13 protein-coding genes and 1 tRNA gene are annotated in these 15,269 nt (G+C 64.9%); 10 read left to right on the top strand and 4 right to left on the bottom strand.

Annotation, left to right across the window (positions count from 1 at the left end):
• Positions 1 to 12: 12 nt before the first annotated feature.
• Entirely contained in the window at positions 13 to 477 is a 465-nt protein-coding gene (locus tag DB459_RS27430; RefSeq protein ID WP_256519231.1) for a phasin family protein, read from the top strand.
• 229 nt (positions 478 to 706) lie between these two features.
• Here DB459_RS27430 and DB459_RS24975 read toward each other — a convergent pair.
• Positions 707 to 780, bottom strand: a tRNA-Gln gene (locus tag DB459_RS24975).
• A gap of 402 nt (positions 781 to 1,182) precedes the next feature.
• On the opposite strand from DB459_RS24975, the gene DB459_RS24970 reads away from it, so the two are divergent.
• The 3 genes from DB459_RS24970 (at position 1,183) to DB459_RS24960 (ending at position 5,167) form a co-directional block, all read left to right on the top strand.
• Positions 1,183 to 2,811, top strand: coding sequence for a CocE/NonD family hydrolase (locus DB459_RS24970; RefSeq protein WP_253709323.1), 1,629 nt, complete (start codon positions 1,183 to 1,185; stop codon positions 2,809 to 2,811).
• A 176-nt stretch (positions 2,812 to 2,987) separates the two neighbouring features.
• Positions 2,988 to 4,271, top strand: a complete 1,284-nt coding sequence (locus DB459_RS24965) for an MFS transporter (RefSeq protein ID WP_253709321.1) — start codon at positions 2,988 to 2,990, stop codon at positions 4,269 to 4,271.
• 2 nt (positions 4,272 to 4,273) lie between these two features.
• On the top strand, positions 4,274 to 5,167 hold the full coding sequence (locus DB459_RS24960) for an amidohydrolase (RefSeq protein WP_253709318.1): 894 nt from the start codon (positions 4,274 to 4,276) through the stop codon (positions 5,165 to 5,167).
• Positions 5,168 to 5,178: 11 nt separating this feature from the next.
• Here DB459_RS24960 and DB459_RS24955 read toward each other — a convergent pair whose 3' ends face one another.
• Positions 5,179 to 6,693, bottom strand: a complete 1,515-nt coding sequence (locus DB459_RS24955; protein WP_253709315.1) for an acetyl-CoA hydrolase/transferase family protein — start codon at positions 6,691 to 6,693, stop codon at positions 5,179 to 5,181.
• Between the two features lie 761 nt (positions 6,694 to 7,454).
• On the opposite strand from DB459_RS24955, the gene rfbC reads away from it, so the two are divergent.
• Both rfbC and rfbD read left to right on the top strand, forming a co-directional pair.
• Positions 7,455 to 8,009: a dTDP-4-dehydrorhamnose 3,5-epimerase gene (gene rfbC, locus DB459_RS24950; RefSeq protein WP_253709312.1), complete on the top strand. Its 555-nt coding sequence runs from the start codon at positions 7,455 to 7,457 to the stop codon at positions 8,007 to 8,009.
• Complete coding sequence (gene rfbD, locus DB459_RS24945; RefSeq protein WP_253709309.1) at positions 8,009 to 8,908, top strand: dTDP-4-dehydrorhamnose reductase; 900 nt, start codon at positions 8,009 to 8,011, stop codon at positions 8,906 to 8,908. The genes rfbC and rfbD overlap by 1 nt, the downstream gene beginning before the upstream one ends.
• 158 nt (positions 8,909 to 9,066) lie before the next feature.
• On the opposite strand, the gene DB459_RS27655 is transcribed toward rfbD, so the two are convergent.
• Together DB459_RS27655 and DB459_RS24935 are read right to left on the bottom strand one after the other, a co-directional pair.
• Positions 9,067 to 9,327 (bottom strand): transposase, encoded by a 261-nt coding sequence (locus DB459_RS27655; protein WP_371926819.1) that lies wholly within the window; start codon positions 9,325 to 9,327, stop codon positions 9,067 to 9,069.
• A gap of 122 nt (positions 9,328 to 9,449) precedes the next feature.
• A complete protein-coding gene (locus tag DB459_RS24935; protein WP_253709307.1) occupies positions 9,450 to 10,451 on the bottom strand; it encodes a LacI family DNA-binding transcriptional regulator in 1,002 nt (333 codons plus the stop codon).
• Between the two features lie 267 nt (positions 10,452 to 10,718).
• On the opposite strand from DB459_RS24935, the gene DB459_RS24930 reads away from it, so the two are divergent.
• Genes DB459_RS24930 through DB459_RS24915 form a run of 4 tightly spaced genes read left to right on the top strand, consistent with a single transcriptional unit; the run spans position 10,719 to position 15,266 of the window.
• On the top strand, positions 10,719 to 12,026 hold the full coding sequence (locus DB459_RS24930; protein ID WP_253709304.1) for an ABC transporter substrate-binding protein: 1,308 nt from the start codon (positions 10,719 to 10,721) through the stop codon (positions 12,024 to 12,026).
• Between the two features lie 21 nt (positions 12,027 to 12,047).
• The gene (locus DB459_RS24925; RefSeq protein WP_371926818.1) at positions 12,048 to 13,103 is read left to right on the top strand and encodes a carbohydrate ABC transporter permease; all 1,056 of its coding nucleotides are present in this window, start codon (positions 12,048 to 12,050) and stop codon (positions 13,101 to 13,103) included.
• Positions 13,100 to 14,149, top strand: coding sequence for a carbohydrate ABC transporter permease (locus tag DB459_RS24920; protein WP_253709301.1), 1,050 nt, complete (start codon positions 13,100 to 13,102; stop codon positions 14,147 to 14,149). The genes DB459_RS24925 and DB459_RS24920 overlap by 4 nt, the downstream gene beginning before the upstream one ends.
• Before the next feature lie 16 nt (positions 14,150 to 14,165).
• Positions 14,166 to 15,266, top strand: a complete 1,101-nt coding sequence (locus tag DB459_RS24915) for an ABC transporter ATP-binding protein (protein ID WP_253709298.1) — start codon at positions 14,166 to 14,168, stop codon at positions 15,264 to 15,266.
• Positions 15,267 to 15,269: the final 3 nt, after the last annotated feature.

The raw sequence follows: 15,269 nt of genomic DNA, 5'->3' as shown, positions 1-15,269 counted from the left end.
GAACCCCACCAGATGGGTCGTCAACCGCGGGCGATCGCGCGTGAGAGATCAATCCGCGGCAGAACGCTACCCCGTCCGCCCCGTTGCGCGAGGTTAGCCGGTAAGAGCCATGCCTCAGTCCAGCGAAATCAGTTGCGGACTCCAGTTCGATCTGCAGATCCGCTTCGAACTGCGGATGCGCCGGCGTATGTTGACAACCCGTGGCGCCATGGTCCGCATCGGGAAGGGCCTTGGGTCGTCACCGTTGCCGTTCGCCGATCATGCCAGGGCCTTCAGGACGTTCCTGCGGCAGAGCATCGACCAGGGCTCGATCTCTCTGGCAAGCTGCTCCTCGCCAAGGACGTTCAAGAGGTGGTCCGGATCCAGTCCGAATTCTTCCAGGGCCAGCTCAACGCCTTGAACGAACAGGTTCGTGCTGTCGGCGAGAGTGCCGCCAAGGCGGCTTCCGGCACCTTCAAGCCGCCAAAGGAGGATTGATCAGGCATCGGCTATGGCCGCAGATCAATGCCTGATCTCTGGAGGCGCAGCATAGGCCTTGAGCAGGCACGCGAGTCCGAGCGGACCGTAGGCTGCTGCGCTGACGATCGTCCTGATTGGCGGCCTGCGTGAGATGAGAATGACGCGCGAGTTGAAGCGCGCCGGCCGGGTGCTCCGGCCTCGGTCACGATGGCATTAAGTGATGATCGCGTCGTCAGGATCCGGCGATTGGCTGGGGGACTAGGATTCGAACCTAGACAGGCAGAGTCAGAGTCTGCAGTCCTACCATTAGACGATCCCCCAAAATAACTCACATTTTCAATGAGTTATGAGAAAGCCTTTAAGTCGAAGCGCTTTCCAGATCGCGTCTGGTGCGTCCTTTTAGGCATCCCCCGTCGGCTTTGCAAGCATTTGCGATAACACCGCCGTGGATGTCCCGGTTTCGCGGCGGCGGGACAGGCGCGGTGCCTTGGGGCATCGGCGCGGGGTAGGGCCAACTGCTCGGCCGTTGCCCGAAGGGCAACAACCGAGGCGAATCTTGGCGCTTTGCGGCACCCGTCACCGCGTGTCTTATCGTGGCCAGGGGGCCCGCTTCGCCAGCACCATTCACGGCCGACTGTTGGCCGATTCCCACAGGTACCGCGCATGACATCCGCATCCGCTTCACGCCCCTTGCTTGCCGTGCGTCCACCGGAGACCCGGGCGATGACGACCGTCGATGGCGTGCGGCTCGATGCCGACATCTGGCGACCGGAGGGCCGGGGCGAATATCCCGTGCTGTTGATGCGCCAGATCTACGGCCGGCGGATCGGCTGCGCCATCTGTTACGCCCATCCGAGCTGGTACGCCGCCCACGGCTACGTGGTGGTGGTGCAGGACAGCCGCGGCCGCGGCAGCTCCGAAGGCCGCTTCCGTTTCGGCGAAAGCGATGCCGCCGACGGTGCCGCCGCGGTCGACTGGGCGGCTTCCCTTGACGGCACCACCGGTGTCGTCGGCATGTATGGCTTCTCCTACCAGGGCTACAACCAGCTGATGGCCGCGCCGGGCGCAGGACCGGCGCTCAAGGCCTTGGCGCCATCGATGTTCGCCTGGGACGTGCGCGATCACTGGGCTTACGAGAATGGCGCTTTTCCATTCGCCGGCAATCTCGGCTGGGCGGTGCAGGTTGCGGCCGAGACCGCGCGTCACGCCGGCAATGAGGCGGCTTTTGTCGAACTGCGCGCCGCCTCGCGTGGCCTGCCGTTGAACGAAGCGATCGCCTGTCGGCCGGAGCTGATGCGGCGTCACCGCGACCTCAGCCATTATCAGACCTGGCTCGAGACGCCGGCGCAGGATGAGTACTGGCGCAGGGTGTCGCCGGCTTCGCGGATCGAGGCGGTCGCGGCCAGGCAATTGCCGATCCTGATCGTGGGCGGCTGGTATGACAGTCATCTCCGCGGCACGCTCGCCGCCTATAAGGCGCTCGCGGCGCGGCGCGCGGCGCCGGTGCGTCTCGTGGTCGGGCCCTGGATTCACTTTCCCTGGGACCGCCGCAGCGCCGGCCGGGACTTCGGCCCTGAGGCGGCGCGCAGCATGGATGTCCTGCATGTCCGCTGGTTCGATCATTGGCTCAAGGGCATCGACACCGGCATGCTGAATGAGCCGCAGGTCGAGCTGTTCGATCTCGGCAGCAGGACCTGGCGCGGCTTCGACGACTGGCCAGCGACAGCCTCCGCGCTGCACCTCGGCGGCAGCGGCGCCGCGTCGATCGACAGCGCAGACGGCACGTTGCGCGACAAGCCGGCCGATGCCGGCGGCATCGACCACCTGGTCCATGATCCCTGGCGGCCGGCGCCAAGCCACGGCGGCAGCTTCGGCACGCCGCCTGGGGCGATCGACCGCGCCGCGATCGATGCGCGCGGCGACGTGCTGACCTTCACGACCGCGCCGTTTGCGTCGCCAACGACATTCGCCGGCGATGTCGCCGCGGTGCTCCATGTCGAGAGCGATGCGCCGGGCTTCGATCTCTGCTGCACGCTGTCGCTGGTGACCGCCGCGGGGCAGGTGATGCCGCTGGCCGAAGGTTATGCGACGTTCGACGCCGGTCGCGCCATGCCCGTCGAGATCCCCATGCGCGCGACCTGCGTGACTGCGGGAGAGGGCGAAGCCTTGCGGCTCTCGGTCGCCGGCGCCAGCTTTCCGGCCTTCGCGGTCAATCCGGGCACCGGCGAAAGCGCCACGATGACGCCCATGGTCAAGGCACGCATCATCACCGTCGGCCTGCGTCACGGCGGCGAGACCGCGTCGCTGCTGAGCATCGGCGCGGACGCAGGGGCCGCCGCGGAGGTCCCCTGACGCATTTCGCTCCATGTCAGGATGGCCTGCATGCCTCGGCGGCAGAGCTTGGCAGGGCGGCCGAAACGGCTCTAACATATTGACCCGTGGGAACAATCGTGCCGACTTGCGGGCGCGTGATGCGCGCCGAGGAGGCGATTCGCCCGGCGCGCGTGTAAAACAGGGGGAGGAAGCCAATGACCACCGAGAGCGCGGGTGTCGTCGAGCCGCAGGACACCAGCCTGATGGCGTTCTATCGCGACATGAATACGGCCGAGCGCCGCACCTTCTGGGCCTGTGCCACCGGCTGGGCGCTCGACGGCATGGATTTCATGATCTACCCGCTGGTGATCGGCACCATCATCAAGCTGTGGAGTGTCGATGCGGGTCTCGCCGGCCTTGCCGGCACCGTGACGCTGCTCGCCTCCGCGATCGGCGGCTGGCTTGCCGGGTTCCTCTGCGACCGCATCGGCCGCGTCCGCACGCTGCAGATCACCATCGTCTGGTTTTCGGTGTTCTCGCTGGTCTGCGCCTTCGTCCAGGACTTCAACCAGCTCCTGATCGCAAGGGCGCTGCTCGGCCTCGGCTTCGGCGGCGAGTGGGCAGCCGGCGCGGTGCTGATGGGCGAAACCATCCGTGCGCAATATCGCGGTCGCGCGGTCGGCTCGGTGCAATCGGGCTGGGCGGTCGGCTGGGGCATCGCGGTTCTGACCCAGGCGGTACTGTTCTCGCTGCTGCCGCCCGAGCAGGCCTGGCGCTGGATGTTCGCGGTCGGTGTGCTGCCGGCGCTGCTGGTGTTCTTCCTGCGCAGATATGTCGAGGAGCCGAGCATCGCGGCGCAGACCCTGGCCCATCAGCAGGTCAGTGGCGACAGGTCGGCGATCTGGGAGATCTTCGAGGGGCCGATCCTGAAGACCACCCTATTGGCCTCCCTCGTCGCCACCGGCTGCCAGGGCGGCTACTACGCCGTCACCTTCTGGGTGCCGCGCTTCCTCACCACCGAGCGCAAGCTCTCCATCGTGTCCTCGACCGGCTATCTCGCGGCGCTGATCATCGGCTCCTTCGTCGGCTATCTGGTCGGCGCCTGGCTCGCCGACCGCATCGGTCGCCGCAAGCTGTTCCTGCTGTTCTCGCTGGGCGCCATCGTGGTGGTGCTGGTCTATACCCAGATCACCTTTACCAACGAGGTGCTGTGGCTGCTCGGCTTCCCGCTCGGCTTCTTCGCCTCGGGCTATTTCTCCGGCATGGGGCCGTTCCTCACCGAACTCTATCCGACACGCCTGCGCGGTTCGGGGCAGGGCTTCTGCTACAATTTCGGCCGCGGCATTGGCGCGCTGTTTCCGGCGCTGGTCGGCTATCTGTCGCAGACCACGACGCTCGCCAACGCCATCGCCATCTTTGCGGTGGTCGCCTATGCGGTGTTCTTCCTTGCGGCCTATGCCTTGCCGGAAACCCGCGGCCGCATTCTCTTGGCGGATTGACCATGACGAACGACAGCGCAGCGCCCCCGCCGGGCTGTCCGGCCCCGCCGGCGGTGCAGCCGCAGCCGAAGCGACTCAAGGTGCCCAAGGGGGCAGTCGACACCCATTGCCACGTCATCGGCGCACCGCCGGATTATCCCTTCGTCGCGGCGCGCAGCTATACCCCGCCGCCGGCGTCGGAGGCTCAGTATCTGTCGATGCTGGATACCCTCGGCATGACCTATGGCGTGCTGACCCAGGTCAGCGTTCATGGCACGGACAACCGCCTCATGGTCGGGACCCTGCGCCATCATCCGCAGCGGTTGCGCGGCATTGCGGTGATGGCGCTCGAGGCGGGTGAGGCGGAGCGGCGCGCGCTCAAGGACAGCGGCGTCGTCGGCCTGCGGCTCAACGTCCTCTATGGCGGTGGCATCGGTTTCGACCGGCTCGCCGATTACGGCGCGATGTGCCGCGAAATGGGCTGGCATCTCCAGTTCCTGATCGAGGCCGGCCAGCTGCCGGCGATCGCCTCACAGCTCGCCCGCCTGCCGGTGCCCTTCCTGATCGACCACATGGGGCACTTTCCCACCTCGCGCGGCGTCGATGATCCGGGCTTTGCGATGCTGGTCGCCCTGGCGCGCGACGGCGCCTGGGTGCGCTTGTCCGGCGCCTATCGCAATACGGTCGAAGGGTCTCCGTATGCCGACACCATCCCCTTCGCCCATCGCCTGGTCGATGCCGCGCCGACGCGCTGCATCTGGGGCTCGGACTGGCCCCACGTCGCCAACTGGGGCGTGATGATGACGGTGGCGGACCTGCTCGATTTGCTGGTCGACTGGGTGCCAGACGAGGCGACGCGCAATCGCATCCTGGTCGACAACCCGCAGCGGTTGTTCGGATTCCCGGCGGTGTCTTGAGGCGCCACGCGTCAGCGCTTCATGGTGCCGGTCTCGACATAGCGCTGGTGCCAGGACAGCGCCTCGGCGAGCAGCGTCGGGGTCTGCTGGCCATAGGACTGCCGGCGGGCCCGCTCGAAGTAATCGGCGAGGGCGTCGCGATAGTCGGGATGGGCGCAGTTGGCGATGATCAGCCGTGCACGCTGCTTGGGCGAGAGGCCGCGGAGATCGGCGAGGCCCTGTTCGGTCACCAGAACCTGGACGTCCTGGTTGATGTGATCGACATGGCTGGCCTGGGGCACGATCGCGGAGATCGCGCCGCCTTTCGCCGTCGAGGGCGTCATGAACACCGAGATGTAGCCGTTGCGGGCGAAGTCGCCCGAGCCGCCGATGCCGTTCTGGATGCGCGAGCCCATGATGTGGGTGGAATTGACGTTGCCGTAGATGTCGGCCTCGATCAGCCCGTTCATGGCGATGCAGCCGAGGCGGCGGATCACCTCCGGGTGGTTGCTGATCTCCTGCGGCCGCAGGATCATGCGGTCGCGGAAGCGCGCCATGTCGGCATTCACTTCGGCGGCGGCATTGGGGCTGAGCGAAAACGCGGTGGCCGAGGCGATCGTGAGCTTGCCGGCCTTGATCAGGTCGAGCATGCCGTCCTGGATCACTTCGGTATAGGCGGTCAGCGCTTCGAACGGCGAATCGACGAGGCCGGTGAGCACTGCATTGGCGATGTTGCCGACGCCGGACTGGATCGGCAGCAGTGACAACGGCAGCCGGCCCTTGGCCACCTCATGGCGGAAGAACGCGATCAGATGCCCGGCAATGGCGTGGGCGGTGGCATCGGGCGCATCGAAGGGTAGGTTGCGGTCCGGCGCCTCGGTCTCGACGATGGCGACGATCTTGGCCGGGTCGCAGCGGAAGGTTGCCTCGCCGATGCGGTCGCTGGATTTGACGATCGGGATCGGAATACGGTGCGGCGGCAGCGCCGTGCCGTAATAGATGTCGTGCATGCCCTCGAGCGCCGGGTTCTGCCAGCGGTTGACCTCGAGGATCACCTGCGAGGCGCGGTCGAGCCAGGTCTTGTTGTTGCCCACGGAAGACGACGGGATCAGCGAGCCGTCGGCGCGGATGCCGGTGACCTCGACCACAGCGGTGTCGAGCGGACCGAGAAAGCCCTGCCAGGCCATTGGCGCGACCTGGCTGAGATGCATGTCGAAATAGTCCATTTCACCGCGGTTGATCTTGTCGCGCGCGGTCGGATCGGAATTATAGGGCAGGCGGAATTCGATGCCGTTGGCCCTGGCCAGCGCTCCGTCGAGCTCGGGGCCGGTCGAAGCGCCGGTCCACACCCGCAGCTGGAACGGACGGCCGGCGGCATGTTCGCGCTCGATGCGGGCGGCGAGCGCCAGCGGTACCGCCTTGGGATAGCCCGAGCCGGTGAACCCGCTCATGCCGACGGTGCTGCCGGATCGGATCATGGCTGCGGCATGCTCCGCGCTCATCACCTTGCTTCTCAACGCGGCACAGGCGATGCGGGAGGAACTCATCATGATCTCCAATAGCGGGCGGGAATGACGGAGGCGATCGCGGCGCCTTTTTGCGTTCCTCGCCGACTTTGCCATTGATCTGCATCAAGCGATCTGCGTAATCGGCGAGAGTGCTGCGCGTTCTTCGAGCAGGCATGTGTTCATAGGGGCGGTTTCCGGCCCGGCATACGGGCGGGCGAGCGGATGAGGGAAGACGTTGTCCGATGACGATGTAGAATGGGACGCGTCAGCATCGTTTGCGGGCTCCCAAACTCTCTGCGGCCGGGTGATCAAGTTGCAACGTTCGCGCTATTAGAGCGTTTTCCAGTGAAGTGGATACCGGTTCGCGCGAAGAAAACGCGTCAAAACAAAAACCTAGTGTCCTGTCTCCGAATTACCGCTCCATTTGCCTCACGCTCGCACGGTAATTCGGAGACATAAAGGACACTAGCAAAATCAAAGCGCTAGTGTGGCTTATGTCTCGCAATTGCCTACGAGAGACTGGCCGCAAAGGCGGTAGGCAATTGCGAGACGCCACACTAGTGTCCTGTCTCCGAATTACCGCTTCATTTGCCTCACCCTCGCACGGTAATTCGGAGACATCAGGACACTAGCAAAATCAAAAAGCTAGTGTGGCTTATGTCTCGCAATTGCCTACAGGGGCTTGCCGCAAAGGACATAGGCAATTGCGAGACGCCACACTAGAGCCTCCGCTCCGATTCTATCGGAGCGGAGGCTAGAAAAGTCTACTGCAGTTCGAAGCGATGCCGATCGGAGTGTTCATGAATATCATCGCGACCGAAATTCCCGAGGTGCTCATCATCGAGCCGAAGCTGTTCGGCGATGCGCGCGGATTCTTCCTCGAAAGCTATCAGGCCGAGCGTTATGCGGCGGCCGGCATCCGGCGTCCATTCGTCCAGGACAACATGTCCCGCTCGGCGCGCGGCGTGCTGCGCGGCCTGCACCTGCAGAATCCGAAGGCACAAGGCAAGCTCGTCACCGTGCTGCGCGGGACTGTGATCGACGTCGCGGTCGATGTCCGTCGCGGCAGCCCCACGTTCGGGCGCCACGTCGCGGTCGAACTGAGCGAGGACAATCGCCGGCAGTTCTGGGTGCCACGCGGCTTCGCCCACGGTTTTGCCGTGCTTTCGGACACAGCCGATTTTTTCTATAAATGCGACGAACTCTACACGCCGGAGAATGAAGTCGTGGTGAAGTGGAACGATCCGGTGCTTGGCATCGACTGGCGGATCGATGCGCCGACGCTTTCGGCGCGGGATGCCGCCGGACGTCACCTGGCTGAAATCACCGGTCTTCCGGTCTATGGAGAGGTGTGATGCGGATCCTGCTCACCGGGGTCACCGGTCAGGTCGGTCGGGCGCTGTGGCAACCGCTGGCGGAGTTCGGCACGGTGATCGCGGCCGACCGCGCGGCGCTGGATCTGTCGCAACCGGGCTCCATTGAGCGGGCTCTCGATGAAGTCCGGCCGCAGTTGATCGTCAATCCGGCGGCCTATACCGCGGTGGACCTCGCCGAAGACGAGCGCGACCTTGCGTTCCGGATCAACGCAGAGGCGCCGGCCGCGCTGGCGGCTTGGGCGGCAGGACGAGGCGTGCCGCTGGTGCATTTTTCGACGGATTATGTCTTCGACGGCACTGGCGAGAACCCCTGGCGCGAACAGGACGAGCCGTCGCCACTGTCGGTCTATGGTGCCAGCAAACTTGCGGGCGAGCGCGCCATCGCGCGCACCGGCTGTCCACACCTCATCGTCCGGACCAGCTGGGTCTACGCTGTCGACGGCAAGAATTTCCTGAGGACCATCGCGCGTCTCGCCCGCGAGCGCCAAGAGTTGCGCATCGTTGCCGATCAGTTCGGCGCGCCGACATCGGCGCGGATCATTGCCGGGGCCGTGACCGGCATCCTGCGCAAGCAATTGGCCGGGCAGGCGCCATTTGTTGGCGGCGGCGGCATCGTCAACGTTAGCGCAGCCGGCACCACCAGCTGGCACGGCTTCGCCACCGCCATCGTCGAAGGATTGAAGGCGCGGGGTGTGCCGGTTGTCGCGGAGCGGGTGATCCCGATCGCCACATCCGACTTTCCGACCAAGGCGCGGCGGCCGCTCAACAGCAGGCTCGACCACGGCCGATTGAACGCCGTCTTCGATGTGACGATGCCGGACTGGCAAGTGGCATTAGCCGAGGAACTCGACGGTTTCGTCAGTATGGTCGCGGCCTAGCCCGATCGATTCACGACGACCAACGTCTGTGGGTAGTTTCGGCGTATTTCGGATTTCAAGCGCGCGCCGTCATTCGGATATTTCACCGTCTGACGAACCTTACCTTGACGAACGCGCTGGAGGAAACGGGGGGATCGTTGGGGCTCACGCCCCGCCTTTTACGGGCCGCAAGGCATCAGCGCGGCGGGCAATCCGCGGAACAAATCGGCTTCCGGACAACAGGCGGCGAAGGCGAGATGCACGCGACCGGTCGTCTCGACGAGCCGGGCGGCGACCTTGATCAGCCGGAGCCGCAGCGTCTTCGCCCGAAGAAGGGCTATCCAGGTGCGTCCGGGTATGCACCGGGCCGCACCACCGGGTCGGCGAGCGGATCGGCCCACGTCCGCCGCCACAGCACTGGTCTCAAGGCTGGTGCGCATACAACCGGCTCCGCTACTGGCGCGAGCGTCGGCGGATCGGTACGGACCGGCTACTGACAGCGCAATCGAAGGGCCGCCTTCGGGCGGCCTTTCCATGTCGAAGGCAGCAGGGGGAGAGGCAGTCAGGCCATCACATGGGGCATGATCCGCTCGACCGGGGTCTTGCCGCCCCAGACGTCGAGCAGCAGTTCAACGACCGCACCGCCGAAATCCTCATAACGCACGTGAATCGATCGTAGCCATGGCGCGATCCAGGCGTTCAGACGATTGCCGTCGATGCCGACGAGGGCGCAGTCGTCGGGAATGCGAATGCCGGCTTCGCGCGCGAAGCGATAGGCCCCATAAGCAATCTGGTCGCTGACGCAGAGCAGTCCCGTCGGCCGCTGGTTCGCGTCGAGCAGATTGCGCGCGGCCTCATATCCGACCTCCAGATGGGACAGTCCCGGCGCATGCGCCGTCGCGATCTCGCTCCGAGACAGGCCGTGAGCGAGAAGGCGCCGGCAGAATCCGTCGACGCGATCGCGTGTGACCGTCGAGCCTTGCGTCGGGAAAAGAACGCCGGGCCGGTTTACGCCGTTTGACAGGAGGTGGTCCGCCGCATCGGCGCCGGCCTTGACGTTGTCGATGCCGACGAAGGCGCCGCCGCCGAACGGATTGCGTCTGTTGACGAAAACGATGGGCGCGCCATCGCTGACGAAATCCTGCAGGACAGGGCTCGCAACGCTGGCGACGATCACATAGCCGCGGACGACCTGCGCGCGCATGGCATTGAGATAGTCGTCCTGCAGTTCAGGCTGGTCGTGCGTATCACAGAGGATCATGACATAACCGGCAGCCCGCAGCGCCGCTTCGGTCGAGGCAGCAATCGCCGACATCACCGGGTTGTCGAGATTAGGCGCCAGCATCGCTACCAGGCGGCTTTCGCGTCGTCGCAGGGTGCGTCCGACATGGTTCGGCTGATAGCCGATCGCCTCGATGGCCTGGCGGACTCGTTCGACCGTCTCGGCCGAGGCGCGGCGGGTTTCGCCATTGACGATGCGTGACACCGTGGCGATCGAGACGCCGGTGGCCGCGGCGACCGTCGCCAGTGACGCGCTTGTCGAGCCTCGTTTGCTGTCTTTCATGCGGTCAAGTCTCCGCCCTGGCTCTTAGAGCCGATGGTGCGTGAAAATGAAATATCCCCAATTGACAGCGTGGGTAAACGTTTGCCAAGCTGTATTTCGTCGCGGTTAACGCTCTCGGCAAAAAGGGGCGGCTGCGGGATCGGGAGGAGTTCGCCAGGCGCGGAACCCGTTGCGTCGTCGTGGTCACACCGCTTGCCGGTGCGACCGGGCGGCAGCGCCGATCCGAAGTCCGGAAAACAGGATCAAGTGGACTGCCGGGAGGACGGAATGATGAGAAGGACGCGATGGTCTCCGACCCTGGCGCTATTGGCCGGGAGCCTTGTGGCGGCGTTTGGTGGTGGTGCGCCGGTGACCTGGGGCGCCGACGCGCAGACGACGCTGCGCATGACCTGGTATTCGGACGGCAATGAGGGGGAGGTCATCGCCGACCTGCTCAAGCGGTTCGAGGAGTCCAACAAGGACATCCACGTCGCCCTCGATCAGGTGCCCTTCAAGGCCATCAATGAGACGCTGCCGGTGCAGCTTGCATCGGGGCAGGGGCCGGATATCGCCCGGGTCGGCGATATGGGTGGGCTCGCGCGTTATATGCTCGACCTGCGTCCCTATCTGAAGGACGCCGCCTATTGGGAGGCGAATTACGGACCGTTCCTGCAATGGATGCGCGTGCCGGGCGATACGACCTCGATCCCCGGCTTCATGACGCAGCTCACGATCACCGGCCCCTTCGTCAACAAGACCTTGTTCGAGCAGGCGGGCGTGACGATGCCTGGCGCGAAGGCAACTTGGGAAGACTGGGCCAGTGCGACGAAGGAGGTCGCGGCCAAGGTCCAGGTGCCGTTTCCGATCGCGTTCGACCGTTCCGGTCACCGCTTCTTCGGCCTCGCGATCTCGCAAGGCGCGACTGTCTTCAATCCGAAGGGAGAGCCGGCGGTCGTTGATGACGGTTTCAGGCGGGCCGCGCAGCTCATCTATGACTGGCACAACGGCGGCGTGATGTCGAAGGAGTTGTGGGGAGTCGTGGCAGGCGCGGCCTATCGCGGCGCCAATGAGGAATTCAAGAACGCCCAGGTCGTCATGTACGAGTCGGGGTCCTGGCAGATCGGCCAGTTCGACAAGACGATCGGCACTGATTTCGATTGGGTCGCAGTGCCGACGCCGTGCGGACCGGCGAACTGCTCCGGAATGCCCGGCGGTGCGGCGCTGGTCGGCATCAAGTCGACCAAACATCCCGCCGAGGTCGCCCGCGTGCTCGACTATCTCGCCAGCGAAGACGTCGTCGCCGAATTCTACGCGCGCTCGCTGTTCGTGCCGGGTCACATCGGCCTTGCCAGGCGGGGCCTGGACTACAAGGGCGCGTCGCCCGCAGCGAAGGCGGCGCTCAAGGTGTTCAGCGACAGCGTCGCCCAGCTCGCGCCGGCTGCCAATCAACTCCAGGGCTATCCGGCCAGCCGCGTCATCTTCAACGCCGTGATCAGCCGTATCGGCCAGGCGGTATCCGGGGAGATCGCCCTCGACGAAGCCTATAAGCGGATCGCGAGCGATGTCGCGCAGCAGATCGCCGAACGCGGCAAATAGGCGTCCGGCGGCTTCCACGTCATGACCAACGCGTCTTCAGAGGAGCAGTCAACGGTGGTGGGCTCAGCGCTGCATCTGCCGGTGCTCGGCCGGCTCGGCGGCACAGTGTTGGACATCGTCGTCGGCGGCCTCGCGCGGCTCGTCGATGTTCCGATGCGCACTCTGCAGCGGCTGATTGGTGAGCGGCGGATGGCCTATGTCTTCCTGCTGCCGAATTTCGCGTTCTTTTCGCTCTTCGTCTTCGCTCCCCTCGTCATCAATGTCGTGTTCTCGGTTACGGGCGGCGAAGCGCTGTTCCTATCCGATCGCCCCTATGTTGGCGCCGGCCAATATCGCTATCTGTTCGACTGCGGCTCCTACCTCGATCCCGCGTCCTGCCGCGAGGACCATTTCTGGCGCGGCGTTGCCAACACGCTGCGCTTCACCGCGTTTCAGCTGGTAGCCATGGTGGCGTTCTCGCTCACCACAGCGGTCGTTCTCAACATGCGGATCCGGGCCAGGGGATTCTTCCGCGCCGTCTATTTCTTTCCGGTGCTGCTGTCGCCGGTCGTGGTCGCCCTGGTGTGGAAGTGGATCCTGCAGCGCGACGGCTTGCTGAATGCAGGCCTCACCACGCTTGGCGGCCACAAGATCCTCTATTTCGTCGACCCGGGCTGGGCGATGTTCTGGTCGGTGTTCGTCAGCGTCTGGGCGCACATGGGATTCTACACGCTGATCCTGCTCGCCGGCCTGCAGGCGATCCCGGCGGACCTCTATGAGGCGGCGCAGATGGATGCGACGCCGCGCTGGCGGGTGTTCCGGCGGATCACCCTTCCATTGCTCTGGCCGAGCCTTGTTGTCGTTATCGTTCTGGCCCTGATCCGCGGCGTGCAGACGTTTGATGAGGTTTTCGTGCTGACCGGCGGCGGGCCGGGAACATCGACTTTGATGATCGTCCAGTACATTTACGAAACGGCGTTCGCCAGCCAGGTGCAGAATTTCGGATTGGCGGCCGCGGCGTCGGTGGCGCTCGGCGTCGTCCTGTTCGTGCTGACGCTGCTGCAGCTCGCCGCAACCAGGCGGCGGAGCGCGTCATGAGCCGGTTCCTGTTCCTTCGCGCGCGTCGGCATGCGGGGCGCTGGCACTGGACCGATGTCGCGGCCTATGCCTATCTCGCGCTCGGGGTCGTCCTGATGTTCGGCCCGGTCGCCTGGCTTGTGCTCTCGTCGTACAAGACGCAAGCGAGCCTGATCGAATTTCCGCCCTCGCTGTTGCCGGTGGCCCAGCAGGAAACGGCCGTCCAGGGCTTCGCCCAGCCGTTGCCGCTGTTTTCCGCAACCATGGATGACGGTTCGCACCGCGTGCTTGCCCAGGCGCGGCGCATCGGCCTGATCGCTCACATGGTCGACCCAGGGGATCCGAAGCAACAGGTTCGTGTGCCGGTCAACAAGCTCGCGCCGGTGCGGCGCGTGGCGCTGGCGACGGAGAATTACACCGAACCGCTGCAGCGCTTCGCCTTCGCCCGCTATCTGTCCAATTCGGTCTTCGTCACATTGGTCGCCACCTTGATCACCCTGGTGATCAACTCGATGGCGGCCTATGCGCTGTCGATCTACGAATTCAGGGGCAAGACCACGGCCATGCTGATGGTGATCGGAACCTTGATGATTCCGATCACCATCATCCTGGTGCCTGCGTACCTCGTCATCGCCAAGCTCGGTCTCGTCAACTCGCTGTGGGCGGTGATCCTGCCCGGCGCTGCGACGCCGACGGGGGTCTTCCTGCTGCGCCAATACATGCTGACGCTGCCGCGCGATCTTGTCGAGGCAGCGCGCATGGACAAGGCGTCCGAATGGCAGATCTACTGGCGAATCGTGATGCCGCTCGCGACACCGGCGCTCGCGGTGCTCGCCATCTTCTCCATCATGTGGCGATGGAACGAATTCCTGTGGCCGCTCGCCGTGCTGACCAAGACCGAGTCATTCACGCTGCAGATCGGTCTCAACGCCTTTCAGGGTGAGTTGCAGACCCAGTGGAACTATCTTCTGGCGATGACGGTGGTCTCGCTGTTTCCGGTGGCGATGGTCTTCGTCGTTCTGCAGCGCTTCATCGCCACCGGTATCGCTAATACGGGAATGAAATGATCGCAGGGCACTGGTCATGGCGGCGCTGACCCTGAAGGGCGTCCGCAAATCCTTTGGATCGATCGCCGTGATCCACGGCATTGATCTGGCTGTCGCGGACGGCGAATTCGTCGTCTTCGTCGGTCCTTCCGGCTGCGGCAAGTCGACGCTGCTGCGCATCATCGCCGGACTTGAGGAAGTCAGCGAAGGCGAGATCGCCATCGATGGCGTCGATATGACGCGTGCGGCGGCGTCCGACCGTGGTCTTGCGATGGTGTTCCAGTCCTATGCGCTCTATCCGCATATGAGCGTCTACAAGAACATGGCTTTCGCTCTCGAGAACATCGGGTTGCCGCGCGCGGAGATCGACGCGAGGGTGCAGCGTGCGGCCGTTATGCTGCGCCTCGACGACTATCTCGACCGCAAGCCGAAGGCCTTGTCGGGCGGCCAGCGCCAGCGTGTCGCCATCGGGCGCGCCATTGTCCGGGATCCGAAGATATTCCTGTTCGACGAGCCGCTGTCGAATCTCGACGCCGAGCTGCGCGTCGCGACCCGCAAGGAACTGGCCGCCCTGCATGCCGAGATCGGCGGCACCATGGTCTACGTAACCCACGATCAGGTCGAGGCGATGACGCTGGCGGACCGCATCGTCGTGCTCAAGGGCGGGCGTATCGAACAGGTCGGAACGCCGCTTGATCTCTATAACCGGCCGGACAATCTGTTCGTCGCCGGCTTCATCGGCTCGCCGCGCATGAATCTGCTGCCGTCGCGCGTCATTGCTGCCGACGCGCTGTGCCTTGGCGAGACCGGGCCGACGGTGGCGGTGCCGGCCCCGGCATTGCCGCCGGGCAGCGCGGCGACGCTCGGCATACGGCCTGAACATCTCGATGTGACCGATCACGAGGCCGATTTCTCGCTTGCCGTCGATCTCGTCGAGCACCTGGGAGGAGAGACGTATCTCTACTGCTCCGCGCCGGGATTGCCGCAGATCACGGTGCGCCAGGAGGGTCAGACGTCGTTCGGGCGGGGGGATCGTCTGCCGGTGCGTCTGCGACGGAGCGATCTTCACCTGTTCGATGCGGATGGCAATGCGGTCCGGCAGGACCGCGATCCGCATCGTCGCACAGCCATGGAGTGAGGA

This window comes from Bradyrhizobium sp. WD16 (assembly GCF_024181725.1).
Classification (GTDB): domain Bacteria; phylum Pseudomonadota; class Alphaproteobacteria; order Rhizobiales; family Xanthobacteraceae; genus Bradyrhizobium_A.
This window is presented reverse-complemented; position numbering and strand designations above follow the sequence as displayed.